Source organism: Kitasatospora sp. NPDC051984 (genome assembly GCF_044593455.1).
GTDB lineage: Bacteria > Actinomycetota > Actinomycetes > Streptomycetales > Streptomycetaceae > Kitasatospora.
This window is the reverse complement of the sequence record NZ_JBIUCB010000012.1, coordinates 163692-189402: the sequence shown is the minus strand read 5'-3', so window position 1 is coordinate 189402 and position 25711 is coordinate 163692. Positions and strand designations below refer to the sequence as shown.

Genomic DNA, 25711 nt, shown 5'->3' with positions numbered 1-25711 from the left:
GCGCTCCTGCGGGCAGTGCGGGGCTGTGACAGCCCGATGCTATGCGCGGCCGCCCGCACCGCCCTTCGGCGGGCTGTCAGGACGGGAGGGCGAAGGGTGACGGGGTGACGAGGGAGGTGTGGCCTTCGGTGTCCACCATCTGCTGCACCTCGTCCGGGTCATCGGGGTTGACGGAGTAGACCACCGCGGTGTCGCTCGCCGGGTCGAGCCACACCGTCACCTCGCCGTCCGCCTTCACCAGCACCTTGTTGAGCTCCGGGGCGGCCACCCAGACTGCGTTCGCGGGCACGTACGGCGCGAGCGAGGCGGGCAGGCCGCCCGGCGGGCCGGTGAACACCGAGAGGCTGTCGATCGGCAGGTCGTCGGCGGCGAAGGTGGGGGCGGCCATGGGGCTGCTGGTTCGGCCGTCGAGCAGGTGCTTGACCTGACCGGCCTTCAGGTGCAGCACCGCGTACAGCGGATACGGCTGGTCCGGGAACGGCACCATCTCCCGGGCATGGGCGCCGGGCGCGTGCATCACGAACTGCGCGGTCTCCAGCTGACCGAAGCGGTGGAACCGCGTCACCATCGGCACCAGGTCGGTGCGCAGCCCGGTGGTCTGGGCGTCGTACTCGGCCTGGTCGGACGTGGTGCTCGCGAGATCCCAGGCCAACAGGGCGCCGGTGGGGCCGAAGAGAATGAGGAGAGCGCCTGCCAACATCGTTCCTCGCCGCACTGTCCGTCCCCCTCGCCCCGGGCCGCCCGGAAGCCGCCCCTGCCTGCTTGTCGGCCACCATGCTGGCCGACGGCACTGCGGTGATCATCAGCTCGGAGGATGAGCCGTCCCGTCCGGGTACGCCTGGGGCACGAGATATCAGGTCGGCAGCACGAACGGCGGCGGGGTGATGAGGAAGGTCTGCCCTTCGGCCGTCCGCTTCTGCACCTCGTCCGGGTTGAGCGCGTCGATGCACTGGATCACGACGGTGTCGCTCGCCGGGTCGAAGGACACCGACACCCCGCGGTGTGCCCGCACCAGCACCTCGTCGAGCTCGGGGACGGCCACCCAGGCGGCGTCGGCCGGCACGTACGGCGCGAGTGAGGCGGGCAGGCCGTCGCCGCCCGGCAGGTCGTCGGTGTCGAAGGCGGGCGCGTCCGCGGGCTTGCCGCGCCGGCCGTCGAGCAGGCGCTGGACCTGACCGGGCTTCAGGTGCAGGACCGCGAACATCGGGCGTTCCTGGGCCGACTGCGGCGTCCAGGGCAGGTCGCGCGGCCAGTGCATCACCCACTGCGCGCTCTCCAGCTCGCCGAAGCGGTGGAACCGCGTCACCACCGGTTCGAGGTCGGTGCGCAGCCCGGTGGTCGCGGCAGCGGCGTACTCGGCGGCCTCCTCGCCGGGCGTGCTCCCGTCGCCCCAGGCCGCGATGGCGCCGATGGCCGCGCCGGCCACCAGGAAAGCGCCTACCACCTTGATTCCCCGTCGCACTGTCCGTCCCCCTTGCCCCCCGGCAGCCCGAGGCCGCCCCCGCCCGTTTCTGGGCCCGTGCTGATCGATGATACGTATGGCGATCACCAGCTCGGACGGTGACGCCTCCGGTGTGGTTGCGTCCGGGAACGAGATCGGGCTGTCGGTCGTCGATGGCCTGCTCCGGGCATGCTGACCTGGGCAGGGTCCGACCGGTGAGGTGCTGGGCGCCACGCTCTCCACCGCCGGGCCCGCCCGACTCGCCGGGCTGCTCGACCGCCTCCTCAGCGACCGCTACGGGCGACTCGTTCGACGGTCCGCCACCAGCTTCGGCCGCCGCGCCGGCGGCTGTTCCGGCCGTCCCCTCACTTGTCCTTCGCGTCGCAGAGCGCGTCGTCCACCAGCTTGTTCTCGGCCGCGGCGATCCGCGCCACGTCCTCCGGGCCCGCGATCTGGACGCCCGACAGCGAGACGGCGACGGCCCGGCGGCCGTCGGCGGTGACGCCGGTGGCGGTGATCCAGCCGGAGTCGCCGCCCTCGTGGCCCCAGTACACGCCGCCGCAGGACAGCGGGCGGGAGAACAGGCCGAGTCCGTCGCGGGCGCCCGGCATCAGCTGCTCGAAGTCCTCGCCGACCGGCACGGTCTGCTGCATCAGCGCGAGTTGGGCCGGCGGCAGCAGGCGGCCGCCGAGCAGGGCTCGGAGGAAGCGGCCGAGGTCGGCGGTGGTGGAGATCAGGCCGGCCTCGCCGTTGGTGCCCGCGCCGACCTGTTCGGTGACGTCCACCAGCGGTCCGCCGTCCTGGAATCGCTGGTAGGTGGCGGCGTGCGGCTGCGGGAGGGCCGGGTTGGTGCCCGGCCAGGAGGTGTGGTCGAGGCCGAGGGGCCGGACGATCCGGTCCCGCACCTCCTGGTGCCACGGGTGTCCGGTGACCCGCTCGATCATCATGCCGAGCAGCACGTAACCGGTGTTGTCGTAGTTCCACTTGGTGCCGGGCTGGAAGTCCGGCTGGTGGGCCATCGCCCGCGCGACGGTCTGCTGGGGCGTGTAGGTGTCGTTGCGGTGCTGCTGGAAGTCGTCCGCCGAGGTGTAGTCCGGGTAGTCGTCGTGCAGGCCGCTGCGGTGCTGGAGCAGGTCCCGGACGGTGATCGCCCGCCCGTCGTTGCCGTTGCCGGACACCACGCCGGGCAGTCGGCTCTCCACCGTGTCGTCCAGCGAGAGCTTGCCGTCGGCGACGAGTTGCAGGACGACGGTGGCCACGAAGGCCTTGGTCACGCTGGCGATCCGGAAGTAGCCGTCGGCGGGGACGGCCTGGCGGGACGTGGTGTCGGCGACGCCGCCGACGGCGGTCGCGTCCGGGCCGTCGGGGCCGGTCAGGCGGGCCTGCACCCCGGTGACGCCGAGGGCGGTGAGCGCGTCGACGTCGCGCTGGAGCCGGGGGTTGGTGCGCGGGCCGTCGTGTCGCTGGACGGCGGCGTTCGCGCCCAGCAGGCCTGCGGTCAGGGCGCCGGCCGCGAGGACGGCCGGCAGCAGGATGCGGCGGCGGGAGCGGCGGGGGGTCTCGGTCGTTGTGCTCGTCATGGTCGTTGACGCTAGGCCTGGCCGGGGTGCGCGGTCGGTACCCCGTACTGGTGGGAAAAGGGTGCAGCTGGCTGTAGTGCCGAACCCGGTGACGATGGCTCAGACTTTCCCGAATGAGTGATCAACGGGACGGCCGACTGCGGGCGTTGTGGCGCGCCCTGGGGTATCTGCTGGGCAGCCTCTGCACGGGCGCGGCCACGGCGGTCGCGCTGCCGGTGCTGCTGATACCGCGGGCGGCGCGCGGCTGGGCGGCCTGGCAACGGCGGCGCGCGGAGCGGCTGCTGTGCGACGCGCCCTCCGGGCCGGTCCGGGTCTCCTGGTGGCGGGTGCTGCTGTGGATCGTGGCGAACACCGTCGGCGGCCTGGCGTTCGGGCTGGTCGCCGTCCTGTGCGCGGGCAACACGCTGACCACGGCCGTCACCGTCCCGCTCTGGTGGGCGCTGCCGCCCGGCACCCGCGCGGGCGGCTTCGCGGCGGGCGTCCCGCTGACCGGTTGGGGCACCGCGTTGACGCTCGGGACGGCGCAGGCGGCCGTGTTCGCGGCACTGACGTACTTCGCCGTCCCGCCGCTGGCCCGGCTGCACGCCCGGCTGTGCGTCCTGCTGCTGTCGCCGTCGGCGGCCGAGCGGCTGGCCGTCCAGGTCGCGGCACTCACCGAGACCCGGGTCGGCGCGATGAACGCGCACGGTGCCGAACTGCGCCGCATCGAACGGGACTTGCACGACGGCACGCAGGCCCGGCTGGTGGCGATCTCGATGCGGCTCGGGGTCGCGCGCGACCTGCTCGGCGAGGAGCCGGAGGTCGTTTCGAAGCTGCTGGCGGAGGCGCAGCAGGGCACCGAGGACGCGATGGCGGAACTGCGCGCCGTGATCCGGACGATCTACCCGCCGATCCTCGCCGACCGCGGCCTCACCGGGGCACTGGCGGCACTGGCCGCCGGGGCGGCGATCCACACCGACCTCGACACCGGCCCCCTGGGTTCCGTCCCGGCGGCGGTGGAGGCCGTGGCATACTTCACCGTCGCCGAGTCGCTCACCAACGCCGCCAAACACAGCGGCGCGGTGCGGGCGGGCGTGTGGGTGCGCCGGGACGGCGACCGGTTGACGGTGCGGATCTCGGACGACGGGTCGGGCGGCGCGGACGAATCGCGCGGCACCGGCCTCGCCGGGATCCGGCACCGCGCGCTGGCGCTGGACGGCGCGGTGCACGTACACAGTCCGGTCGGCGGGCCGACCACGATCGAGGTGGAGCTGCCGTGCGGGTCGTGATCGCCGAGGACAACGTGCTGCTCTCCAGCGGGCTCGAACTCCTCCTCACCGCCAAGGGTTTCGACGTCGCCGCCATCGCCGAGGACGCGCCCGCCTTCCTCGCCGCCGTCGCCGAGCACCGGCCGGACGTCACCATCGTCGATGTCCGCCTCCCGCCCGGCTTCCGCGACGAGGGCATCCGCGCGGCCATCCGGGCCCGCCGCGACCACCCCGGCCTGCCCGTGCTGGTGCTCTCCCAATACGTCGAACGCCAATACGCCGGCGAACTGGTCTCCGACGGGCGCGGCGGCGTCGGCTACCTGCTCAAGGACCGCGTCGGCCGGGTCAGCGAATTCGTCGACGCCCTGCGGCGGGTCGCCGCCGGCGGAACGGTCATGGACCCCGAGGTGATCGCCCAACTCCTCACCCGCCCCGCCCACGACCCCATCGCCACCCTCACCCCCCGAGAACGCGAAGTCCTCGCCCTGATGGCCGAAGGCAACGACAACACCACCATCGCCACCCGCCTGTTCATCACCGACAACGCCGTCCACAAACACATCGGCAACATCTTCACCAAGCTCGCCCTCTCCCCCTCCGACACCGGCCACCGCCGCGTCCGCGCCGTCCTCACCTACCTCAGCCACGACTGACCCTGCGGGGGGCGGCCGCCCTCCCGGCGAAGCGCCTCCGGCGAAGGAAACGGCGGGACGAGACTTGAAAGCGACGGCCACCACCGCGTCCGCGCCTCCCTCACCACGACTGACCCTGCGGGGGGCAGCCGCCCTCCCGGCCGGGGCGCCGGAAAGCGAAGCGCCTCCGGCAAAGGAAACGGCGAGACGAGACTCGCCAGCGCCGGCCACCACCACATCCGCACCTCCCCCACCACAACTGACCCTGCGGGGGGCCGGCCGCCCACCCGGCGGAGCGCCGGAAAGCGAAGCGCCTCCGGCAAAGAAACGGCGAGACGAGACTCGCCAGCGCCGGCCACCACCACATCCGCACCTCCCTCGCCGGAACGGGAAACGCCTCCGGCGAGGCAGGACAGGCGAAGCGGCGACTACGACCACCGCCCCGACCGAGCCCGGCGGGAGCCGCCGCAGCACCGGGGCCGCGCCCGTCCGTCCATCTCAGCCCCGACCGGCCGAGCCGTCCAAGTTGACCGGCACCGATCTGCGGGGTGACTCGCGGACCGGAACGCGTACTCTCGGCCCCATGTCTCGCCGTCCGGAGAAGCCTCGCCGACTGGTTGTCGAGGGGTGCGTGTACCTGTGGACCCTCCGACACAGTCATCAACAACTGGGCCGGGGCCGGGTTTCGGGCTGTCGGGAGACTCTCGCGCTGTATCCGCAGCCGGCCGGGGGTGGTGGTCCGTTGCGAATCGTCTTCGCGGAGGGCCCGGGGAGGTATGTTCCGGGCGGGTTTCCCTTGGGATCGGGGGATGTGGGGTTCGTTCGGGGCAGTTCTCTGAACTTGCACGAACCGGGTGCTGTGCGGGCGCTCCTGGACGTGGCGGTCGCCCGCGGGTGGCAGGGGGCGGTGGAAGTCGACGGGTGGCTGCTGTTGGAGGATGCGGCGGCCGCCCGGCGCGGAGGCTGAGGCGGGACTCGCTGCGAGGGGGCGGAGTTCGTCGTGACGGGTTGTCAGGGGCCGACGGGGAGGAGGGTGCCGCCGGTGAGGTGGAGGAGTTCGGTGGCGGTGGTGGGGAAGACGGTGTGGGGGGTGCCGGCGGCGGCCCAGATCTGGGGGTAGTCGGTGAGGGCCTGGTCGACGATGGTGGGGAGGGGGCGGGGGTGGCCGGTGGGGGCGACGCCGCCGATGGCTTGGCCGGTGGCTTCGCGGACCTGTTCGGGGGTGGCGCGGCGCAGTGGTCCGCGGCCCCAGCGGGTGGCGAGGGCGGTGGTGTCGACGCGGTGGCGGCCGCTGGTGAGGACGAGTACGGCTTCGCCGTCGGAGTGGAAGACCAGGCTGTTGGCGATGGCGCCGACCTCGCAGCCGAGGGCGGCGGCGGCTTCGGCCGCGGTGCGCGCGGAGTCGTCGAGCACCCGGACGGTGCCGGGGAGGCCGGCGGCGGCGAGCGCGTCGGCGACCAGGGCGCTGCGGGCGGGCAGGGCGGGCAGGGCGGGCGGGGCTGTCGGTTCCACCAAGGCTCCTGGGGGTGCGGGGAATTCGGTCGGGCGTTCCGGGCACGGAACGTTCGGCGTTCAGAACGATAGACCTCCGTCGGGCACCGAAGTGACGGTCCGTCATGCCAGCGGCTGGTCACAGTCGTTCGCTACTGGCGAGTGTCATTGATCAACATCGTCTCCGCGTGGCATTGTCGCCCCACACCCCGCGGCCGACAACCGGCCCCGCAGCGTTGGGAGATGAGCGGATGAGCACGCAGAGCCCGTGGACGGCCCGGACGGTGGCCGGTGCCGGAGTCGAACTGCACTGCCGGGACTGGGCGGGTGCGGCCCAGGCGCGGCCGGTTCTGCTGCTGCACGGGCTGGCGGGGCACGCGGGCGAGTGGGACGCGCTGGCGGCGGCGCTCGCGCCGGCGCATCGGGTGGTGGCGGTCGATCAGCGTGGTCACGGCCGTTCGACCCGCCGTCCGGGGGATCTCGGGCGGGACGCGTACGTGGCGGACGTGATCGCGGTGGCGGACGCGCTCGGGCTGGAGCGTCCGCTGCTGGTGGGGCAGTCGCTGGGCGGGCACACCGCGCTGTTGGCGGCGGCCGCGCACCCGGGCCGGTTCGCGGGGGTGGTGCTGGTGGAGGCGGCCGCGGGGGTGTCGCCGGATGCGCCGGCCGAGATCGGGGAGATGCTGGCCGCCTGGCCGGTGCCGTTCGCGCAGCACGCGTCGGCGGTGCGGTTCTTCGGCGGCGGGCCGCTGGGTGTGGCGTGGGCGGACGGTCTGGAGCAGCGCGCGGACGGCTGGTGGCCGCGGTTCGATCCGGAGGTGATGGTGGCGGCGCTGGCCGAGAACGCCGTCCGGGAGCGCTGGGACGACTGGGCGGGTGCGGCGCACTGCCCGGCGCTGCTGGTGCTCGGCCAGCACGGCGTCATTCCGGCCGCGGATGCCGACCGGATGCTGACGCTGCGTCCGGACGTGCACGCGGTGAGCCTGCCGGGCGCCGGCCACGACGTCCACCTGGAGCACCCGGCCGAACTGCACCGTCTGGTGGCCGAGTTCCTGCACGGGCTGCCCGCCTGAGGGCGTGCGCCGCGTCAGACGCTGACGACGGTGGTGCCGGCGGCTTCGAACGCGGCGAGTTCGTCGGCGAGTTCGTCGGCGGGGGCGCCGGTGTCGGTGACGAGGGTGTGCAGGCTCGCGGCGGGGGCGACGTGGGCGAAGGCGGTGCGGCCGAGCTTGCCGGCGTCCGCGGCGACGACGGTGCGGCGGGCGGCGGCCATGGCGGCCTTCTTCATGGTGGCGTCGTCGAGGTCGTGGGCGGTCAGGCCGTCGGCGGCGCTGAGGGCGCAGCAGCCGAGGACGGCGGTGTCGAAGCGCAGGGCGTTGATCGAGGCGAGGGCGAGGGGGCCGGTGAGAGCGCCCTCGGCGGCGCGGGGGCGGCCGCCGGGGACGAGCAGGGTGGCCGGTCCGGGGGTGTCGCCGAGGACGTGGATGGCGGGCAGGGACAGCGGCATCACGGTGACGGGTCGTTCGCGCAGCAGGCGGGCGACTTCCAGGCAGGTGGTGCCGCTGTCGAGGAGGACGGTCTCGCCGTCGGCGATGAGTGCGGAGATGCCGGCGGCGATGCGGCGTTTGGCGTCGACGGCTTCGCGGGCGCGCAGTGCGAAGGGGGGTTCCTCGCCGCGCAGCAGCAGGGTACGGGCGCCGCCGCGGAAGCGTTCGAGGGCGCCCTGGGTGGCGAGGGTGTCGAGGTCGCGGCGGATGGTCATCTCGGAGGCGCCGGTGAGTTCGGCGAGTTCGAGGACGGTGGCGCTGCCCGCGTCCCGGACGGTCTGGGCGATCAGGGTGTGGCGCGCCGCGGTGTTCATACCGGAATTGAACCGCACCCCGGAGCGAACAAGCAAGCTGTTCGATATCAGGGTTTCGCACATCAAATATGTTCGTTATGGTCGGTGGCATGGAACGCTCGCTCCGGGCCGCCCGCGTGGCGACCTACGTCTACTTCGTCCTGTGCGGCACCCTGATGGGCGCCTGGGTCGTGCACATCCCCGCCGTCGAAGCCCGGGTCGGCATCAGCCACGCCGCCCTCGGCGGGCTGCTCGTCCTGCTGGGCCTGGGCGCCTTCGGCGGCATGCAGGCCGCAGGCCGCCTGACCGACCGCCTCGGCGCCCGCACCGTCGTCCCCGCCTCCGGCGCGCTGTGCGCCGCGTCCCTGGTGCTGCCCGCCCTGGCGCCGAACCCGTGGACGCTCGCCGGGGCGCTGCTGGTCTTCGGCTTCGCCAACGGCTGCCTGGACGTGAGCATGAACGCCCACGCGGTACACGTGGAGAAGGCGTACGGGCGCCCCGTCATGTCCGGCTTCCACGCCACCTTCTCGGTCGGCGGCGTGCTCGCCGCCGGCGCCGCCGCCGCGGCCACCGCCGCCGGGGCCGGGCCGGTGGCCACGCTCGCCGTCCTCGGCGCGCTCGGCCTCGCCACCGCCCTGCTCACCGCCCGCGCCCTGCTGCCCGATGCCTCGGCCGCCGAGGCCGCCGAGGCCACCGAGGCCGCCGAGCCGGACGGGGAAACCACCGAAGCACCCATGCCCGCCGACAGCGGCAAGGTCCGCCGACAGATCCGGATCTTCGCCGTGCTGGCGCTGATGGTCATGCTGTGCGAGGGCGCCGCCAACGACTGGAGCGCCCTGCACCTCAAGGACGTGCTCGGCACGCCCGCGTCCACCGCCGCCTTCGCGTACGGCGCCTTCGCCGCCGCGATGACCACCGGCCGTCTGCTGGCCGACCGGGTCGTCACCCGCCACGGCCCGACGGCCGTCCTGCGCTACGGCGCGGCCACCGCCGCCGTCGGTATCACGATCGCCGCGCTCGCCCCGTGGGTGTGGGCCGCGTTCCTCGGCTGGGCGCTGTTCGGCCTCGGACTGTCCGGCTGTGTCCCGCAGCTCTTCAGTGCCGCCGGTCATGCCGACCCCGCCGCCGCGGGCGCCAACGTCTCCCGCGTCGCCGGACTCGGCTACCTCGGCATGCTCGCCGGACCGGCCGTCATCGGCTGGCTCACCCACTTCACCGCCCTCAACCGAACCTTCCTGCTGCTCACCCTGATGTGCGCCACCACGGCCGCCGCCGCCGGGGTCCTGCGCACCACCGCCGCCCCGGGCGGCCCCGCGGCCGGCCTCGCACCCACCGACAACCGGCTCCCGGCCGACGCGGCCTGACCCCCCGGCACCTCGGACAGGCTCGGCAGGGAATCCCTGCCGAGCCTGTGGCGTGGACTGCTACCGGTACGTCAGCGCACGGCGTACGCGTCGGTGACGGTCTGGGTGACCTTGGTGCCGTTCGCCGTGGCCAGGGTGATCCGCAGGCTGACCTTCTTGCCGGCGGCGCCCGCGTGGTCGAGGGTGGCGACCTTGTCGGCGCCGACCACGGCATCCGTCCAGGTGGTGCCGCCGTCGTAGGAGTAGGCGAGCTGGGCGGTGGTGAGCGGGCCGGGGGTGAAGCCGTTCTGGCCGGTGGCGGAGAGCGCGATCCGCAGTGGTCCGGCGGCGGCGGTGTTGTTGCCGTCCAGGTCGATCCGGTAGTCGGGGAACAGCAGCGGCAGCGCCTGCGAGTACGCGGCCGGGTCGGTGGCCGAGCGGAAGCCGAACTCGGTGCGGACGGCGGTGGAGCGCTGCCACAGGTCGCGGTGGTGGAACCGGGCCTGGTCGAGCACCAGGGTGTAGTCCTTGGCCTCGTTCGGGAGCTGCCAGACGAACGACGGGCCGAACCAGGAGCGTCCCAACGAGGTTCCGTCGCTGAACAGTTCGACGCCGGCGGCGTCGCCGAAGTAGGACTGGCTGCCGGTGTGGTCGGCGTTGCCGTCGCCCCACAGGGTGCGGGTGAAGTCGACCCCGATCAGGTCGGCCTGGCGTTCGCCGACCAGCAGCGCGGTGCCGTCGGCGGTGCGTCCTGCGGTGGGGCGCAGCACGCCCTGGTACCACTCCTCGGTGCGCTGCTGTCCGGCCTGGTAGCGGCGCGGCAGGTCCTGCATGAACTCGGTGAACGGCCAGCTGCTCTGTCCGTCGTGCAGCCAGGTGGTGTCGTCGGCGGTGTAGTGGGCGGTGCGGGTGGACGGGGTGGCGACCAGGCCCTGGCCGACGGCGCTGCCCGCGTACGGGTTCCACGGGCGTTCGATGCTGAGGTAGTCGCTCATCCGGACGGGCGTGCCGGTGGAGTGCCAGTTCTCGGTGACGGTGCCGAGGTCGCGGTCGCGGACGGTGTGGCGCTGCTTGGCGCCGATCGAACCGGCGTCGTGGAACGCCAGGTTGTAGATGTAGGGGCTGTCGGCGGTGGAGGTCCAGGCCAGGGTGACGGCGCCCTTGCCGAGGGCGGTCTTCAGCGCGGCGGCCTCGGCGGCGGTGATCGGCAGCACGGGGGCGTCCAGGCTGACGTCGTTCTTGCCGTACACGCCGGGGCTCTGGCGGTAGGTCAGGACGCCGACGGCGCCGGCGTTCTTGGCGTTGGTGGAGACGACGCGCTGCGAGGTGCCGTCGTCGGGGACGAGGACCAGCTTGCCGTTGACGCCGGCGGCGGCCAGGTCGGCCGGGTCGGCGCTGGCGGCGGTGGCCAGCAACGCGCTTCCGGTGCCGGGCAGTTGGGCCTCGGCGGCGAACTGGGCGTAGTGCGGTTCCAGGGTGAGGCCGGCGCCCTTGAGCACCACTTCGGGGGCGGCCATCCGCAGGTAGCTGCCGAACTCGAAGCCGCCGGTGCGGGCCTTGCCGGAGCCCCAGGCGGAGAGTTCGACGGGCAGCATGCCGGTGCGCACGCCGGTGGAGTCGACCCACTTGTCGCCCCACCAGCGGCCGAGTTCGAGTGAGGCGCCGCGGACCCGGAGGTCGCGTTCGGCCTGCACCTCGATCCGGGTGGCCTGGCGGGCGTCGAGGGTGAGGACGGTGTCCTTGGTCAGCTGGATCTCGGGCATGGCGAGCGCGGTGACGGCCTTCGGGGCGGCCTCGCCGCTGCTGTCGCCGCGCTCGGGGGTGACCACGTAGCCGCTGAGCGAGTAGCTGCCGGGGCGCAGCCGGTAGACGATCTCGCCGTTGGCGTTCGGGGCCTGCCGGCTGCCGGTGGCCTGGCCGAGGTCGACCATGGTGATGCTGCTGCCGACCTCGGACGCGGCGGGCTTGCCGTCACGGTCGATCAGCTTGACCCGGACGGCGAGGGTCTCGGGCTCGACGTAGGCGTTGAACGGGGTGGAGACGGTGCTCCCGTTGTCGGTGGTGGCCAGCACCCGGCCGGTGATGTCGCCGTACTGGCCGCCCGTCAGGTGTGCGGTCGGGTCGAGGGTGAGCGGCACCTGCGCGGTGGCCCCGGCGGCGACGGTGATCCTGTCGGTGCCGAGCTTGACCACCTTCGAGGTGATCGCCGTCTCGTCGTCGCCGTCGGTGCGCTGCACGGTCAGTTTGAGCGTGACGGGCTTGTCGGAGGTGTTGGTGTACGGGAGTTGGACGGTGCGGGTGTCGGACTTCTGCTGCGGCCAGGCGAAGTCGCCGAAGCCGACGGCGGGTGCGCCGAGCACGCTCTGTGTGGTGGCGAGGTCGGCGCGCAGCCGGCCGCCGCCGGTCTGCTGGACGTCGCCGGGGACGGTGGCCAGCGCGGAGGACACCAGGGCGGCCTTGATCTGCGCGGCGTTCCACTCGGGGTGGCGCTGCTTGACGAGGGCGGCGCTGCCGGCCACCAGTGGGGTGGCCATCGAGGTGCCGGACATCTGGGTGTAGGCGTAGACGCCGCGTCCGCCGGTGGCGGCGCCCTTGACGTCGACGCCGGGTGCGGCGATCTCCGGCTTCAGGGTGTGGCTGCCGGTGACGGAGCCGTGCGAGGAGAAGGAGGCGGTGTTGTCCTTGCCGTCTACGGCGCCGACGGTGAGCACGGCGGGCGCGCAGCCGGGCGAGCTGACGGACTGGTACTGGCCGAGGTTGCCGGCGGCGACCACGAACAGCGCCTTGGACTGCTCGGCGATGTGCTGCGCGGCGACCGACATCGGGTCGGTGCAGTCGGTGGGTTCGGGGCTGCCCAGCGACATCGAGACGACGTCGGCGCCGGAGTCGGCGGCCCACTGCATGCCGGCGATGATCTGCGACTCGGTGCCGGAGCCGCCGTCGTCGAGCACCTTGCCGACCAGCAGCCGGGCCTGGTCGGCGACGCCGCGCTCCTTGCCGCCGGACGCCTTGCCGGTGCCGGCGATCTCGGAGGCGACGAAGGTGCCGTGGCCGACGGCGTCGTGGACGTCCTCGTCGGGCGTGTCCGGGTTCGCGCCGGTGAAGTTGCGGCGGCCCTCGACCTGTCCGGCGAGGTCCGGGTGCTGGTCGTCGATGCCGGTGTCGAGGACGGCGACCTTGACGCCCTGTCCGCCGAGCCCGGCGGCCCACGCGGCGGGGGCGCCGATCTGCCTGGTCTCGGCGTCGTTGGTGGTGCGGACCTTGCGGTCCAGCCACAGCTTGGTCAGGCCGTCGCGGCCCTTGCCGTCCGGTCCGACCAGCTGGTTCCAGGTGCGGGCGGCGTCCTCCTTGGCCGGGGCGAACGCGACGCCGTCAACTGCCTTGAGCCGCTTGGTCCCCGAGGCTTTCGCGCGCGCCTGCGGGCTGGCGTCGGCGGCCTTCGCGTCCCGGTAGGTGGCGATCAGGGAGAACGTCTTGCCGTTCTGGTCGTCGTAGCCCTGGCGCAGCAGCGAGGTGACGTTGAACAGTTGCCGGTCGACGGTGCCGGCGGCGAGCGCGGCGGAGGCGTGCTGCGGGACGACGTACTGGTCGCCGTTCTCCTGCTGGGTGAACGTCAGCGGGACGTTGCCGTGCTCGTCGGGCAGCACGGTGACGACGGTGCGGCCGTCGGTGCCGGTGAGCAGCTGGACCCGGTCGCCGGTGATCAGGGTGACGGTGTGCGGGGCGGCGCTCTGGCGTCCCGTCAGGGTGGAGCCGGGGTTCTGGGGCTGGGCGGCCCATGCCTGGTCGATCGTGGTGAGCGTACCGGTGGCGAGGATGCCCGCCGCCACCAGTGCCATCGCGCCGCGTATGCGCGCCGGCCGTGTCATGAACGCCTCCAGGTGTCGGGTTATGGCCGGTGAGCCTGGCAGAAAACCGGGCTGACCGGTCATGATGTGGCCTGGCGGGTCACCGCCCGGCGGCAAACCGCCACCGCCCTCGCGAGCGGTGCGAGCGGCACGGGCGGTGGCCCTGAGTACGGCGAACGGAGCGCGGATGCTGTCGGCGATAGGTCTGGACGAGCACGCCGAGCGGGTCTACACCCACCTGGTGGCCCACGGCCCCGCGACCCGCGCCGAACTGGCCGCCCGCTGCGGCCCCGTACCGACCGGCTCGCTCGAACTGCTCCAGGCCTGCGGGCTGGTGGCCCCCGGCGCGGGCCGCCGCTACACCGCCGCTCCCCCGGCCGTCGCCCTCGAAGCCCTGCTCACCGGCCAGCGACACGCCCTGCGGGAGGCCGAGTTGACGGCCTCCACCCTCACCGAGGCCTACCGTTCGGCGACCGCCCGGGAGGGCCAGGCGCACCGCGACCTGATCGAGGTGGTGGCCGGGCGCGCCGCCATCAGCCACCGCGTCACGCAACTTCAGGCCGGCGCGGAGCACGAACTGCTCGCGCTGGTGACGGGCCGCCACCAGGTGGTCGCCGCCGACGAGACGGGCGCCGAGTCGGCGGCCGTCGAACGCGGCGTCGGCTACCGCGTGGTGCTGGAGCGCCGCGCCCTGGACGAACCGGGCGCCGCACACCCGCTGTTCGAGGCGATGGACCGTCAGCAGCAGATCCGGGTCGTCGAGCAGGTCCCCACCAAGCTGATCATCGCGGACCGTTCACTCGCCCTCGTCCCGCTCACCGCCTCCGCCTCCGACCCCGTCGCCCTGGTGGTCCGCGCCCCCGCGCTGGTCACCGTCTTCACCGTCCTGTTCGAACAGACCTGGGAGTGGGCCCACCCCCTCGGCCGCACCCTCGTCGTCGGCCCCGCCCCCGCCGGCGACCCCGACGAGACCGACCGCCGCATCCTCGCCCTCCTCCTCTCCGGCGCCACCGACCCCGCCGTCGCCAAACAACTCAGCCTCGGCCTGCGCACCGTCCAGCGCCGCATCAGCCGCCTGATGTCCCTCGCCCGCGCCGACACCCGCATCCAACTCGGCTGGCAGGCCCACCGCCGGGGCTGGGTCGACTGAGGCCCCTGCCGCCGCCTCACAGTTCCTTGTAGGTGAACTCGCTCACCGGGCCGGTCGGGGACGAGTAGCCGTTCGACACGACGGTGACGTTGATGGTGCGGGGCTTGCCGGCGCCGGTGGTCGGGTCGGGTGCGGTGGCGACGAGCTCGCTGGGCGCGCCGGTGCGCTTGATCCGGACGGACGGGGAAGGGTTGTCGCCGAAGAAGACCTGGGCGTCGGATTCGAAGTTGACGCCGGTGATGGTGACGGAGTGGCCCTTGCGGCCGCTGTCCGGGTGGATGCCAGTGACCACCACCGGGGCGGGTCCGCCGTAGGCGAACTGGCCGAACGGAACGGCCGGCGAGGTGCCCAGGTTGGTGGTGACCCGGACGGCGACCACGCCCGCACCGGGCGGCGCGAGGACGCTGATCGCGGTGCCGTCGCCGCTGACGACCGGGTCCTGACAGGGGACGGTGCCGAAGTCGACCGCCGTGCCCGCGCCGAAACCGCTGCCGGCGATGACGACCGCGCTGCCGGCCTTGCCGGCGTTGCTGCTGACGGCCCGCACCACTGGGCCGGACAGCACGTCGGGGGCGCCGAGCAGACCCAGGTAGGTGGGGTTCGCGTGCTGGAAGGCGACCTGGCCCATGAAGTCCTGGAGCGTCTTCTTGACCATGACGTGGTCGTAGTCGCTCTGGTAGTCCGGGTGCAACTGGTTCGGCGTGCCCGGCTGGGCGTAGCCGTGCGGCCCGGGCAGCGCGGCGATCGCCGTGATCACGGCCTTGACGTCCTCGTTCGCCTCCGGGCCGGGCGGATGGGGGTACCACTTCTTCGCGTCGTCGAGCGAGGTCCAGGCCTGCGGCACCAGGTCCCAGGCGTTGAAGTAGCGCTCGTTGGCGACCCAGCTCAGGGAGTTGACGTACTTCACGAAGTCCGGGCCGCCGGCGGCGGGGGCGGCGAAGGTGTACAGGGCGAACTTCGGGGTGGCGCCCTGCCAGGTCTGTGCCTGGAGGTAGGGCGCGACCATGGTGGCGAGGCAGCCGCCCAGACTGTGACCGATCACGTGGACGGTGGGGTTCGACGCGGCCCCCGCCAGGGCGTCGGCAAGTGCCTGCACCAGGGTGGTGCCCCCCGCCGTCATGGTGACGACCTGGGTGAACGCCGCCATCGCCCCCTTGGAGACGGACACCGGGGCCGGTGGCGAGCCGACGGCGGTGAACGGCACCACCGTGCCCACGCCGAGGTCCTCCAGCAGGTCGGTGACATTGGCGACCGTGCCGCGCAGGACCACCGCGAACGCGTTGGAGGAGCGACTGGCGGCCAGGAATGCCATGTTCGCGTTGTCCGGGCTCAGCGCCAGCCACCTCAGGAACCAGTCGTTCCCGGTCGCGAGGGAGGCCGCGGCCAGCTGCTCACTGACGCCCAGGGAGATCCGTTCCTGCTGCTCCGCCACCGTCTCGCCCGAGGGACGCGGCGTGGCCCCGGTCGCGGCGATCGCCGCCAGTGTCATCGCCACCTGCGGCATGGTGGCTGTGTTCTGCTCCGTCGACATGTGGGCTCCGTGCTCCTGGGGAATGGATCCGCCTCACCGGACCGGGAGGTCGTGTCCCTCTGCGTTCCGCCGGCGCCGTCCGACGATGTGTCCGGGCCCGGGACGTCATGCCATCGGCCGAACGCCCTCGCGGTCCGTCCGCTCCCGGCGGTGGTTTGACGCGGCGCCCCTGGTCCGTCCCGGCGCCGAAGAGCTCTCGTTCAGGCTGAGAATCGGCACATTCCCGAACGGCCCGCTCGCGCTACCGGATCCCCGTCACGCGTACCGCGTTGTCACCGCCACCGATGCCGGCAGCGGTCGGACGATGCGTCTGTCCATCGACACCGGTACGGCGTCGCCCACCGTCCAGGCCCCGTTCGTTTGGCACGCCCCCCGACGGCGGGCCCCACTGACCGCGGTGATCGACGCTGCGCGGGCGCGGGCCATGAACGGCCCGGCGGGCCGGCGATGCCGCACGCAGATCAGAGGCCGTCAGGACGCGACCTCCGCCAGCAGGGCCGCCTGCGGGAAGCGCTCGCCCGGGCCGGGTTGGCGGACGCTGCGGGCGGTCTCGGTGAGGCCGGCCCCGGACAGCAGGGCGGCGAGGGTGTCGAGCGGCCAGCGGTGGGCGGTGGTGACCTTGTGGTCGAAGGGGACGGGGTGGTCGGTGTCGCCGAGGGCGGGGTCCGCAGCGAAGAGGCCGAGCAGCAGGCGGCCGCCCGGGGCCAGGACGCGGCGCAACTCGGCCAAGGCGTACGGGACTTCGGCGGGCGGGAGGTGGATCAGCGAGTAGCGGGCGAGCACCGCGCCGAGGCTCGCGTCGGCGAACGGGAGGGAGAGCAGCGAGCCGCGGACGAAACTCTCCCCGGGGTGGCGGCGCCGGGCCTGGGCCAGCATCCCGGCCGACAGGTCGAGCCCGACGGCGCGGATCCCGAGCCCGCCGAGCAGCGCCGTCGCCTCGCCCGGGCCGCAGCCGAGGTCTCCGACGGGCAGCCCGTCGGCTGCCACGGGCGGCGCCGCGACCAGCTCCCCCATCAGCGCCAACTCATCGCTCCGGCTGGCGAGTTCACCCGTGAACATGGTCGCGTACAGCTCTGCGACCGCGTCGTACGCCTGCCCGACCCCGGCCTGCTTGTCCGTCATTCCCCGCGCCTCCCGCCGATCGAAGATGCCGAGCCTACGGCCCACGGGCAGGCGCAGGAGCCTCGGGGGCCCGGAGCAGCAGCACCAGGCCCAGGCCCAGGTCGACGACCACGGTCACCGCCTGAAGCCAGTCGGGTGTCTTCCCCGGCGAGTAGATCTCCAGGTAGTCGGAGAGCGCGTGTACCAGCGCCAGCGGCCAGATGCTCCCGATGTGCAGGCGCGCGCCGCACAGGCAGAAGCCGAGCGCACCGGCCTCCAGCACCTGCCACAGCGTATTGCCCAGGGGCGAGCCGAAGAACAGCCAGTTGCCGAGGTGCCCGACCCCGAACAGCACCGCCGTCAGCACCACCGCGGGCACCCGACCCAGCGGCCGTGCGACCTCCAACACCAGTGCCCTGCTGCTCAGTTCCTCACTGACCCCGACACTGAGCATCAGCGCCACGCCGCCCACCAGGTTGGCTGCACTTCCCTCGATCCCGGGCAGCGCCGCCAGCCCCGCCAGTACCGCCAGTGGCAGCAGCACCACCCAACGCGCCGTCGCCCCAAGGCTCGTGACCCCGCCGGCCGCCAGCAGCCCCCAGGCCCGGAGCAGCACCAGCATCGCCGTCGCGCCCGCCAAGTTGGCGACGGTCGGCCCGAGTTGCGGGAACCACCCCGGATCCAGCGGCGGTAGCGCCCTCGCCACCACCACGATCACCGCCTGCCAGACGGCCGCGACCCCCACCGCCCCCGGCGCCGGATTCCGGCGCACCCAGCTCCCGCATCGCGTCAGCACCGCTCGACGGTAGGGGAAACCCCTTCAACTCGGCTTAAACGCCGCCACATTGGGACCTTCGACGACTGTCAGCCGCACCGGCCGGCCGAGCGATGGACGTGCTCACGCCCCTCGCGATCCTCGAACTCGAGCCGGAAGGGCAGCCCCGTCTCCCCCAGCGCCGCCAGCAGCTCGGCGACACGCTCCGGGTCGACGTACCCGCTGAACAGCACGGGCTCCCCCGGCGTCAGCTCAAGCTCCGCGAACTCGCGCTCGACCCCGAACTCGGTCCAGCCCGACCGGCGCACCCGCCAGCCGGCCCGGAAGAACAGCTCGGCCGCTCCCTGCGTGTCGGCCGCGCCCGGCAGGAATCCCCGGACGTTGTTGCCGAGATCGAGCTGCGCCATTGCGGCGTCGTCAAGGCGCGGGCCGCCCGTCCCGCCGGAGGTTAAGTGCATGCCGAAGGGTACCGAACGGCCGGCCGACCGACCCGTGCGGAAAACCGGTTGCGGGCGGCCGGGCCGGCGCGTCCGAGCTCTGCGTGTGGCCGGCGTAGCGGTCTCCCGCCGATTCAGTGGCCCCCGGGCTCCGGGGAGTCCGGGTGGGCCACGCCGTCGGGGACGGGTTCGTCGGCACGGACAGCCTCGGCCAGGTCGGCCGCCGCTCCGCATGTCGGCCCGTCGGTGGTCAATGGCAGTTCGGGGCCTGCTGGTTGCAGATCCTGATGTGGCTGACGCCCGGCAGATCGGCGCGGGTCTGGTTCAGGTTGACGGCGCCGTGGCCGAGTTCCGGGGCACTCGGGACGGTGCGCCTCCCACCCAGGAGGGGCCGCCCTCCTGGACGTTCGCGAAGAGAGTGTCCAGCTCGCGGAAGAGCAGGGCGGTTCAGCCCTGCCCGAACACCCAGCAGACGAACCCCAGGGTTGCGGCCGTGATCACGATGGCGACGTGCATCGGCAGTCGCGGGGCCTCGGGATCGGCCTGGGTTGCCGCGGCGAGAAGGACGATGCTCGCCGGCACCAGCAGGAACATCCCGAACATGCAGCCGAGAACGGAGACGGCGAACAGTATCCAACCGATGATCACGCAGCCGGTCCAGAAGTTGGCGGCCTCCCGGGCGAACAGCGGCACGGCGGTGGTCACGGCGCCGAGCACCAGCGGGCCTTCTATGGCCCGCGCGTCGATGAGGACCACCCAGAGCACGACCGGTGCGGCACACAGCACCGCCAGCACCGCCGTGAACCGCGCCGCCCGCGGTACCGGATCCGGCCGCTCCGTGGTGTCTACGGCTTCCATGTTCCCCCCATTATTGAACGCGTTCAAATATGACGGGGGAACCGTACCAGGCCCGTCGCGCCACCAACAGCTGCACCGAGCGCCGGGAACTGAGGAGGCGTCAGCCCGCATGTGCCGCGCCGACGAGCGAAGGCGCAAGGCGGTCGTCCGCGCCGCGCCGCCCGGCGCTGCCTCGGGGTGCGGGAGAAAAACCGGTTGCGGGCGGCCGGGCCGGGGCATCTAAGCTCTGCCCGTGGCCGTCGTAGCGATCTCTCGCCGATTTAGTGGCCCCCCGGCTCCCGATGGGTGCCGCAGGGGTCGGTTTTCGCCGCGCCGGTGACGCAGTCCGGCTGAGCGGGTCGGTCCCGGGCGGCGGGTTGTGCCCAGGGGCCGGGGGGTGTGTGTTCCCCCTCGAATCCCCTGCTCAGGCCCGGAGGCCCGTCATGTCCGCTCTGCCCGCTTCCTCTCCCCGTCCGCTGTCCGCCGATCAGCTCGCCCGTGATCTGGCCGTCCGCGATCTGACCGATCCGGCCGCCGGGCCGCACGGCGTGCAGCTCCTGGTGGATCGCGCCACCGACGCGCTGGCCCGGCACTGGTCCTGCCCGGTGCGGGTGCACCGCGGCGAGCGGATCGTCACCGTCGCCGACAACTACGACCACCTCAACTACCGTGCCGACGACGTCACTCGGGACACCCGCTACACCCGCTACGTGGACGACCGCCGGATGCTGCGCAGCCACTCCAGCGCACTCGTCCCCGGCGCCCTGCGCGCCCTCGCGGCGGACCCGGCCGCCGAGTCCGTCCTGCTGGTCTGCCCGGGCCTGGTGTACCGCCGCGACAGCATCGACCGGCTGCACACCGGCACCCCGCACCAGCTCGACCTCTGGTACCTCACCCGCCGCCAACTGCCCACCACACCAGCCGACTTGACCGAAATGATCGCCGCCCTGGCCGACGCCCTGCTGCCCGGCGCGGAGTACCGCACCGAGGACCGCGTGCACCCGTACACGCTGGCGGGGCGGCAGTTGGACGTGAACCTCGGCGGCGAGTGGGTGGAGATCGCGGAGTGCGGGCTCGCCCACCCGGAGGTGCTGGCGGGGGCCGGGCTGGGGCCGGAGTGGAGCGGGCTGGCGCTCGGGATGGGGCTGGACCGGGTGCTGATGCTGGTCAAGGGGATCCCGGACATCCGGATCCTGCGCTCCACCGACCCGGCGGTGGCCGCCCAGTTGACCGATCTCGCCCCGTACCGTCCGGTCTCCGCGCTGCCGGCGATCCGCCGCGACCTGTCCATCGCGGTGGACCGCGTCGACCTGGCGGAGGACCTCGGCGACCGGGTCCGCGACGCGCTCGGCGCGGACGCGGACTGCGTGGAGGCCGTCGAGATCCTCTCCACCACCCCGTGCCACGCCCTTCCCCCGCAGGCCCTGACCCGCCTCGGGGCCCGTCCCGACCAGCACAACCTGCTGGTCAAGGTGGTCCTGCGCCACCTCCACCGCACCCTCACCGACAGCGACGCCAACGCCCTGCGCGACCGCGTCTATGCCGCCCTCCACCAGGGCACCGCCCACCAGTGGGCAGCCAACTCCTAGCGGAATTACGGCCGCAGGGCCGCCGCGACCAGGCCCTCCAGCGCCTCGCGCCGGAGGGTCTCGCCGCGCACCAGCCCGTCCAGCACCAGCCCGTCGAAACCGGCGAGCAGGGTGAGCATGCGGTCCTCGACGTCGCGGACGCGGTGCGCGGCGAGGAAGTGGCGGACGAGCTCCCGGCCGGTGTTCTCGCGCGGGGTGAGGATCTCGCGCAGTTCCGGGTCGCGGACGCTCTCCAGCACGCAGGCGTACCGGGCGAGCGAGCGGCGGCGGCCGTCGCCGGTGAGCCGGTGGTGGGCGAGCAGCGCGAGACCGTCGACGAGGTCGGCGGCGGTACGCGGCGCGGCGGCCTGTGCGGCGGCCTGTGCGGCGGTCAACTCCAGTTCGTGCTGGTCGAGTTCGACCAGCCGCCGGACCAGCGCGGTGAGCAGCGCGGCGCGGGTGCGGTAGTAGGCGGAGGTGGTGCCGTCGGGCAGGGCGGCCGCGCGGTCGACGGCGCGGTGGGTGAGGCCGCGGATGCCCTGGTCGGCGAGGACGCCGAGGGCGGCGTCGGCGAGCAGGGTACGTCGGTCGGTGGCCATGCCCTCATCTAACACCCCGCCGTGGGCGGGCCCGTAAGCTCCGCTACCGTCCTTTCTACATCTGTAGAAGAACTGGGGGTTCGACGGTGCGCGGTACTGCGGTGGTGGTCGGTGGCGGGATCGGCGGCTTGGCGGCCGCGCTCGGACTGCGCCGGGTCGGCTGGGACGTGACGGTGCTGGAGCGTTCCGAGGTGCCGGACGACGCCGGGGCGGCGATCTCGCTGGCCGCGAACGGGCTGCGGGCGCTGGACGAGCTCGGCGCGGGCGAGGCGGTCCGGGCCGCCTCGCACGGTCAGTACCGGGGCGGCACCCGCAGGCCGGACGGGCGTTGGCTGGCCCGGATGGACGGGGCCGCGCTGGAGCGCGCGGTGGGCAGCCCGATCGTCGGCATCGCCCGCGCCGAACTGCACCGGCTGCTGCGGGCCGCGCTGCCCGCCGAGTCGCTGCTGATCGGCGTCCGCGCGCTGACGATCGACCAGGACGGGCCGGGGCAGGACGGGCCTGGGCAGAACGAACCAGCGCAGGACGGGCCAGGGCAGAACGAACCAGCGCAGGACGGGCCAGGGCAGAACGGGCCTGGGCAGGTCCGGGTCGGCTGCTCGGACGGCACGCGGTACGCCGACCTGGTGGTCGCGGCGGACGGCGTCGGCAGCCGGCTGCGCGGCCTGCTGCTGCCGGAGCACCCCGGCGCGGTGGCCACCGGTGCGGCCGTGCTTCGCGCGATCACCGATCAACCGGTGGCGCTGGACGGCGAGTTCGAGCTGACCTGGGGTCGCGGCGCGGAGTTCGGCCACATCGTGCTGCCGGACGGCCGGGCCGAGTGGCACGCCGTCCTTCCGCTGCCGCCCGGCACCCGGTTCGCCGATCCGCTGGCCGAGTTGCGCTCGCGCTTCGGCGGCTGGCACGAGCCGATCCCGGAACTGCTCGCGGCCACCCCGCCGGACGCCGTGCTCCACCACGACCTGCGCGAACTGCGCACCCCGCTACCGACGTTCACGGTCGGCCGGGTCGCGCTGCTCGGCGACGCGGCGCACGCGATGACCCCGCACCTGGGCCAGGGCGCCTGCCAGGCGCTGGAGGACGCGGTGACCCTGGCGGCCGCCGTCGCCGGCGCGCCCGACCTGCCGTCCGCACTCTCCCGGTACGACGCGGTGCGCCGCCCACGCGCCCAGGCCGTCGCCCGGGCGGCCCGGCAGGCGGGACGGATGGGGCCGGGACTGTCGCACCCGCTCGCGGTGGCGGTCCGCAACACCGCGATGCCACTGATGCCCCCGGGGCCGACGCTCCGGGCCATCCTGCGCCACCACGTCTGGGAGCCACCCACCCTCGACCGGACGCCGCCCCGCCCCGGCGAATCGGCCACCCAACTCGCATAGCAGGGGCCGCAGTCGGGCAGTCAGCAGATGACCGTACCTTCACCGGCGGCCCCGCCCGCCCACCGCCGCCCGCTCCGAGGAGGAACGCCGTGGCCCCGCAGAAATCCCCGTCCGGCAAGCCCACCGGCATGGGCGGCGCACCCCCACCGCCGCCCGGCCCGGCCAACCCGCCACCCCCACACACGAAGTATCAGGTGTAGCGGGCAACACGTTCCCGGAGGGCGGCCTTGGTCTGCGGCCACTCGGTGTCGATGATCGAGAAGATCGCGGCGTCCCGCAGCCCGCCGTCCTCGCCGGGCACCCACGAGCGGGCCGACTTCCGCAGCACGCCCTCGAACCGGGCGCCGACGGCGGCGATCGCCGCCCGCGAACGGGCATTGCGCGCATCGGTCTTGAGGTCCACCCGGGCCACGCCCCACTGCTCGAACGCGTGCTGGAACAGCAGCAGCTTCGCCTCGGCGTTGATGCCCGTCCCCTGCGCCGAGGCCGCCAGCCAGGTGAACCCGACCTCCACGGCGAACAGCACCTCGGTGTCCGGCAGCGTCCGCGGCTCCCAGTACGCCGTCACCCCGACCGCCCGGCCACTCCCCACCGCGATCTGCGCATACGGCGCCAACCGCCCGTCCGCGGCCCGCGCGTGCTGCGCCTCGATGTACCCGGCCACCTCCTCGCCCCGCGGCACCCAGGTGAACCCGTAACTGTCCCGGGCCTCCTCCACCGCCCGCGCCAACTCCCCGGCATGCCGCTGCTCCAACGGCTCCAGCCGCACCAACTCCCCTTCCAGCACCGGCCCTTCGAGTCGGTACACCATCCGCCGCTCCCCTCTCGTGATGACCGCCAGCGAACCGCCCGCCCCGACCGACCGTCAACCGGGTTTCGGCCGGCCGGCCGAAGAACCAGTGAGCGAACGGAGGCGCCACTGTCACGGGGACGAGTCCGAACTGCCGCCCCGGCCTCCGACCAAGCGGATCAGCGCTCGGGCCTCGTCTGTCAGGCGCAAGGTCACGGGACGGTCGGCGAAGCCGTGGGTGCCGAGTTGGGCCGCCAGATGGTCGAAGTGGCCCGAGACAGCCAGGACATGCTCGTTGACATCCAGCGCCTCACCGTCGGCCAGGCGCTGACGCGCCTGGCCGGCCGCAGCAGCGACCCGCCCGATCTGCGCGTGGATCTCCTCGCGAGCCGTCAACGGCAGTCCCGACCGGCTCAGTTGGCGCACTAGCCGCTCGCACGCCCCGACCAGCTCGTTCAGCAGCCGCTGATCCCGGTTGATCGCCAGCCCGGCGTCGGAGCCCGCAGTGATATTGGCGAGCCCGGCCCGGCCCACGACGACACTCCGCTGGAAGGGAGGCTCGAATGGCCCAGCATCGACGGGTGTTGCGATGTTCAGCGCGGGCCGGAAGCAGGGATGGACGTGGAACTCTTCTTCCCCGGGCAGGGGTGGCGCCTGTGCGCCGCCGGCGTACACGACGTCGCCGCCGCGGCGCACTCCGAGGAAGCTCGTCCCGTACAGCACGTCGATGACGCCCTGCGGCGTGAGGCTCTCGGTATAGGCCGGAAAGGCCCGATGCAGCTCCTCCCGATGTGCCTCGAACCGGGCCGCCAGGGCCGATCGCATGACCACGTACCCGGTGTTCTCGAACAGGACGAACAGCGACCGTAGGAAGGGATGGCTGACCAGGTACTCGGTGGCGAGGTCCTGAAGTTTCCAGCGGGAGACCTGCTCGGTCGCGCGCAGCACATCGGCCTCGGTAATGGTGGTGCCGCCCCGCTCGTCCGCCACACTCTGACAGGCATTAAGAAGTTGGATGGTGTCCCGCGGCCGTGGCAGCACACGTCGGAACAGGTACTCGGCGGTCGGCTCCCCGCGAACGCTGGCCGGGAAGAGAACACTCCACAGTTGTTCACCGGACAGTTCAGGTCCAAGGGACGCCCGGGCGCGGGCGAGCGCAACGTCCTCGAGGCCCTCGCGGGTCCATTCGATCCTGATCTCGTCGCTGTGGAACTTGTCGCCCTCGCCGAAGTTCAGGGTGTCGTAGATGTCCGCCCGAAGGAACAACACTGTCCGCACCCCGCCGTGGTAACGGCCCGTCACATGTTTGGCGGCCAGCATCAGCCCGGTCACCAGGGCATGGCTCTCCGGGTCGGCGGTCCAGACCTGTTCGAGCTGGTCGACCAGGAAGAGCAGCGGCGGGTGGCCGGCCGCGCAGTCCAGGTCACCGAAGGCGGCAGCCACACCGTCCTCGAGCACCCCCAACTGCTGTCCGGCCCGTGCCCCTTCGGACGCGCCGACACCGAAGGCCGCTTCGACTCCGAACGCCTTCAGTGAGAGGTTGGCCGACTGCAGTCCCCTGACTCCGCGTCGGAGCCGGTCGTACAGTCCCGCTTCTTCCGACTCGCCGCTGTCGCGAAGGAATGAGCGCAGTGCTCGCACCGACGGGGGAACTCTGCGGCCGTGCGCGATGCGCGCGTGTGCGGTGAGGTGGCGAGCCGCGTGAATGGCAAATACATATCGCCAGATCATCGACTTGGCGGTATCGGCGGTCACTCCCTGGAGTTCGAAGCGCCGAATCTCGTCACCGGCCGCGTCGTCCGGAGTGACCAGGACAGAAGCGCCCTGGTGGCCGTCCGGCGTCGACAGTTGGCGGCAGATGGCGCTCTTCCCCGAACCCTTCCGGCCGATGATCAGAGACTTCCGGCCACGCAGAGCCATGGTATAGGCGTAGTTCGGGCGGAAGACCGTGCCCTTCAGCAAACCGTCCTTCACATCGTTCTCGGCATCGTCCCGGCCGAAGAACAGTTGGCTCACCAGTCCGACTTCCTGACCCATGGGTTCTCCCCGGAATTGACGACCAACCGTTTTTCCAGACTAGACACCGGAAGGCCGCTCCGTCCGGATAATTGGGATGCGCTCACGG

The 25711-nt window shown here is 73.0% G+C and carries 21 protein-coding genes; 7 read left to right on the top strand and 14 right to left on the bottom strand.

Annotation, left to right across the window (positions count from 1 at the left end; all coding sequences use genetic code 11):
- Nucleotides 1–76: 76 nt before the first annotated feature.
- From ACIHEI_RS23655 to ACIHEI_RS23645, 3 genes are all read right to left on the bottom strand, one after another.
- Nucleotides 77–700, bottom strand: a complete 624-nt coding sequence (locus ACIHEI_RS23655) for a hypothetical protein (protein ID WP_396608004.1) — start codon at nt 698–700, stop codon at nt 77–79.
- A gap of 153 nt (nt 701–853) precedes the next feature.
- Entirely contained in the window at nt 854–1444 is a 591-nt protein-coding gene (locus tag ACIHEI_RS23650) for a hypothetical protein (RefSeq protein WP_396608003.1), read from the bottom strand.
- Nucleotides 1445–1806: 362 nt separating this feature from the next.
- Entirely contained in the window at nt 1807–3021 is a 1215-nt protein-coding gene (locus ACIHEI_RS23645) for a serine hydrolase domain-containing protein (RefSeq protein WP_396608002.1), read from the bottom strand.
- 113 nt (nt 3022–3134) lie between these two features.
- Between ACIHEI_RS23645 and ACIHEI_RS23640 the strand changes: the two genes are divergently transcribed.
- Both ACIHEI_RS23640 and ACIHEI_RS23635 read left to right on the top strand, forming a co-directional pair.
- The gene (locus ACIHEI_RS23640) at nt 3135–4289 is read left to right on the top strand and encodes a histidine kinase (protein ID WP_396608001.1); all 1155 of its coding nucleotides are present in this window, start codon (nt 3135–3137) and stop codon (nt 4287–4289) included.
- Nucleotides 4277–4921 carry a LuxR C-terminal-related transcriptional regulator gene (locus tag ACIHEI_RS23635; RefSeq protein WP_396608000.1) on the top strand — a complete coding sequence of 215 codons (645 nt, stop codon included), beginning with the start codon at nt 4277–4279 and terminating at the stop codon, nt 4919–4921. Before ACIHEI_RS23640 ends, ACIHEI_RS23635 begins: the two co-directional genes overlap by 13 nt.
- A gap of 990 nt (nt 4922–5911) precedes the next feature.
- Here the strand turns inward: ACIHEI_RS23635 and ACIHEI_RS23630 are convergent.
- Nucleotides 5912–6412, bottom strand: coding sequence for a YbaK/EbsC family protein (locus tag ACIHEI_RS23630; RefSeq protein WP_396607999.1), 501 nt, complete (start codon nt 6410–6412; stop codon nt 5912–5914).
- A 104-nt stretch (nt 6413–6516) separates the two neighbouring features.
- Here ACIHEI_RS23630 and ACIHEI_RS23625 point away from each other — a divergent pair, with 104 nt between their 5' ends.
- Nucleotides 6517–7464 carry an alpha/beta fold hydrolase gene (locus ACIHEI_RS23625; RefSeq protein ID WP_396607998.1) on the top strand — a complete coding sequence of 316 codons (948 nt, stop codon included), beginning with the start codon at nt 6517–6519 and terminating at the stop codon, nt 7462–7464.
- Between the two features lie 14 nt (nt 7465–7478).
- On the opposite strand, the gene ACIHEI_RS23620 is transcribed toward ACIHEI_RS23625, so the two are convergent.
- Nucleotides 7479–8252: a DeoR/GlpR family DNA-binding transcription regulator gene (locus ACIHEI_RS23620; protein ID WP_392952843.1), complete on the bottom strand. Its 774-nt coding sequence runs from the start codon at nt 8250–8252 to the stop codon at nt 7479–7481.
- A gap of 89 nt (nt 8253–8341) precedes the next feature.
- On the opposite strand from ACIHEI_RS23620, the gene ACIHEI_RS23615 reads away from it, so the two are divergent.
- Nucleotides 8342–9595: an MFS transporter gene (locus ACIHEI_RS23615; protein WP_396607997.1), complete on the top strand. Its 1254-nt coding sequence runs from the start codon at nt 8342–8344 to the stop codon at nt 9593–9595.
- Nucleotides 9596–9666: 71 nt separating this feature from the next.
- Here the strand turns inward: ACIHEI_RS23615 and ACIHEI_RS23610 are convergent, their stop codons facing one another.
- Nucleotides 9667–13443, bottom strand: a complete 3777-nt coding sequence (locus ACIHEI_RS23610; RefSeq protein WP_396607996.1) for a S8 family serine peptidase — start codon at nt 13441–13443, stop codon at nt 9667–9669.
- Nucleotides 13444–13609: 166 nt separating this feature from the next.
- On the opposite strand from ACIHEI_RS23610, the gene ACIHEI_RS23605 reads away from it, so the two are divergent.
- Nucleotides 13610–14572, top strand: coding sequence for a helix-turn-helix transcriptional regulator (locus ACIHEI_RS23605; protein WP_387642295.1), 963 nt, complete (start codon nt 13610–13612; stop codon nt 14570–14572).
- A 16-nt stretch (nt 14573–14588) separates the two neighbouring features.
- Here ACIHEI_RS23605 and ACIHEI_RS23600 read toward each other — a convergent pair whose 3' ends face one another.
- The 5 genes from ACIHEI_RS23600 to ACIHEI_RS23580 form a co-directional block, all read right to left on the bottom strand.
- The gene (locus ACIHEI_RS23600) at nt 14589–16103 is read right to left on the bottom strand and encodes an IPT/TIG domain-containing protein (RefSeq protein ID WP_396607995.1); all 1515 of its coding nucleotides are present in this window, start codon (nt 16101–16103) and stop codon (nt 14589–14591) included.
- Between the two features lie 471 nt (nt 16104–16574).
- On the bottom strand, nt 16575–17225 hold the full coding sequence (locus tag ACIHEI_RS23595) for a class I SAM-dependent methyltransferase (RefSeq protein ID WP_396607994.1): 651 nt from the start codon (nt 17223–17225) through the stop codon (nt 16575–16577).
- Nucleotides 17226–17259: 34 nt separating this feature from the next.
- Nucleotides 17260–18000, bottom strand: a complete 741-nt coding sequence (locus ACIHEI_RS23590) for a lysostaphin resistance A-like protein (protein ID WP_396607993.1) — start codon at nt 17998–18000, stop codon at nt 17260–17262.
- Between the two features lie 68 nt (nt 18001–18068).
- Nucleotides 18069–18386, bottom strand: coding sequence for a hypothetical protein (locus tag ACIHEI_RS23585; protein ID WP_396607992.1), 318 nt, complete (start codon nt 18384–18386; stop codon nt 18069–18071).
- 477 nt (nt 18387–18863) lie between these two features.
- Nucleotides 18864–19211 carry a hypothetical protein gene (locus ACIHEI_RS23580; protein ID WP_396607991.1) on the bottom strand — a complete coding sequence of 116 codons (348 nt, stop codon included), beginning with the start codon at nt 19209–19211 and terminating at the stop codon, nt 18864–18866.
- 485 nt (nt 19212–19696) lie between these two features.
- Here ACIHEI_RS23580 and ACIHEI_RS23575 point away from each other — a divergent pair, with 485 nt between their 5' ends.
- A complete protein-coding gene (locus ACIHEI_RS23575; protein WP_396607990.1) occupies nt 19697–20842 on the top strand; it encodes a hypothetical protein in 1146 nt (381 codons plus the stop codon).
- A gap of 5 nt (nt 20843–20847) precedes the next feature.
- Here the strand turns inward: ACIHEI_RS23575 and ACIHEI_RS23570 are convergent, their stop codons facing one another.
- The gene (locus ACIHEI_RS23570; RefSeq protein ID WP_396607989.1) at nt 20848–21420 is read right to left on the bottom strand and encodes a TetR/AcrR family transcriptional regulator; all 573 of its coding nucleotides are present in this window, start codon (nt 21418–21420) and stop codon (nt 20848–20850) included.
- 86 nt (nt 21421–21506) lie between these two features.
- Here ACIHEI_RS23570 and ACIHEI_RS23565 point away from each other — a divergent pair, with 86 nt between their 5' ends.
- Nucleotides 21507–22796 (top strand): FAD-dependent monooxygenase, encoded by a 1290-nt coding sequence (locus ACIHEI_RS23565; protein WP_396607988.1) that lies wholly within the window; start codon nt 21507–21509, stop codon nt 22794–22796.
- 190 nt (nt 22797–22986) lie between these two features.
- Here the strand turns inward: ACIHEI_RS23565 and ACIHEI_RS23560 are convergent, their stop codons facing one another.
- Together ACIHEI_RS23560 and ACIHEI_RS23555 are read right to left on the bottom strand one after the other, a co-directional pair.
- Nucleotides 22987–23607, bottom strand: coding sequence for a GNAT family N-acetyltransferase (locus ACIHEI_RS23560; RefSeq protein WP_396607987.1), 621 nt, complete (start codon nt 23605–23607; stop codon nt 22987–22989).
- A gap of 111 nt (nt 23608–23718) precedes the next feature.
- Nucleotides 23719–25623 carry a P-loop ATPase, Sll1717 family gene (locus ACIHEI_RS23555; protein ID WP_396607986.1) on the bottom strand — a complete coding sequence of 635 codons (1905 nt, stop codon included), beginning with the start codon at nt 25621–25623 and terminating at the stop codon, nt 23719–23721.
- Between the last annotated feature and the right edge of the window lie 88 nt (nt 25624–25711).

Excerpts from the sequence above, each read along its gene's own strand:
- ACIHEI_RS23585 (WP_396607992.1), bottom strand. The coding sequence starts at position 18,386 with ATGGCGCAGCTCGATCTCGGCAACAACGTCCGGGGATTCCTGCCGGGC.
- ACIHEI_RS23610 (WP_396607996.1), bottom strand. The coding sequence starts at position 13,443 with ATGACACGGCCGGCGCGCATACGCGGCGCGATGGCACTGGTGGCGGCG.
- ACIHEI_RS23645 (WP_396608002.1), bottom strand. The coding sequence starts at position 3,021 with ATGACGAGCACAACGACCGAGACCCCCCGCCGCTCCCGCCGCCGCATC.
- ACIHEI_RS23595 (WP_396607994.1), bottom strand. The coding sequence starts at position 17,225 with ATGACGGACAAGCAGGCCGGGGTCGGGCAGGCGTACGACGCGGTCGCA.
- ACIHEI_RS23600 (WP_396607995.1), bottom strand. The coding sequence starts at position 16,103 with ATGTCGACGGAGCAGAACACAGCCACCATGCCGCAGGTGGCGATGACA.
- ACIHEI_RS23625 (WP_396607998.1), top strand. The coding sequence starts at position 6,517 with ATGCCAGCGGCTGGTCACAGTCGTTCGCTACTGGCGAGTGTCATTGAT.
- ACIHEI_RS23655 (WP_396608004.1), bottom strand. The coding sequence starts at position 700 with ATGTTGGCAGGCGCTCTCCTCATTCTCTTCGGCCCCACCGGCGCCCTG.
- ACIHEI_RS23640 (WP_396608001.1), top strand. The coding sequence starts at position 3,135 with ATGAGTGATCAACGGGACGGCCGACTGCGGGCGTTGTGGCGCGCCCTG.
- ACIHEI_RS23570 (WP_396607989.1), bottom strand. The coding sequence starts at position 21,420 with ATGGCCACCGACCGACGTACCCTGCTCGCCGACGCCGCCCTCGGCGTC.
- ACIHEI_RS23615 (WP_396607997.1), top strand. The coding sequence starts at position 8,342 with ATGGAACGCTCGCTCCGGGCCGCCCGCGTGGCGACCTACGTCTACTTC.
- ACIHEI_RS23575 (WP_396607990.1), top strand. The coding sequence starts at position 19,697 with ATGTCCGCTCTGCCCGCTTCCTCTCCCCGTCCGCTGTCCGCCGATCAG.
- ACIHEI_RS23605 (WP_387642295.1), top strand. The coding sequence starts at position 13,610 with ATGCTGTCGGCGATAGGTCTGGACGAGCACGCCGAGCGGGTCTACACC.
- ACIHEI_RS23555 (WP_396607986.1), bottom strand. The coding sequence starts at position 25,623 with ATGGGTCAGGAAGTCGGACTGGTGAGCCAACTGTTCTTCGGCCGGGAC.
- ACIHEI_RS23560 (WP_396607987.1), bottom strand. The coding sequence starts at position 23,607 with ATGGTGTACCGACTCGAAGGGCCGGTGCTGGAAGGGGAGTTGGTGCGG.
- ACIHEI_RS23620 (WP_392952843.1), bottom strand. The coding sequence starts at position 8,252 with ATGAACACCGCGGCGCGCCACACCCTGATCGCCCAGACCGTCCGGGAC.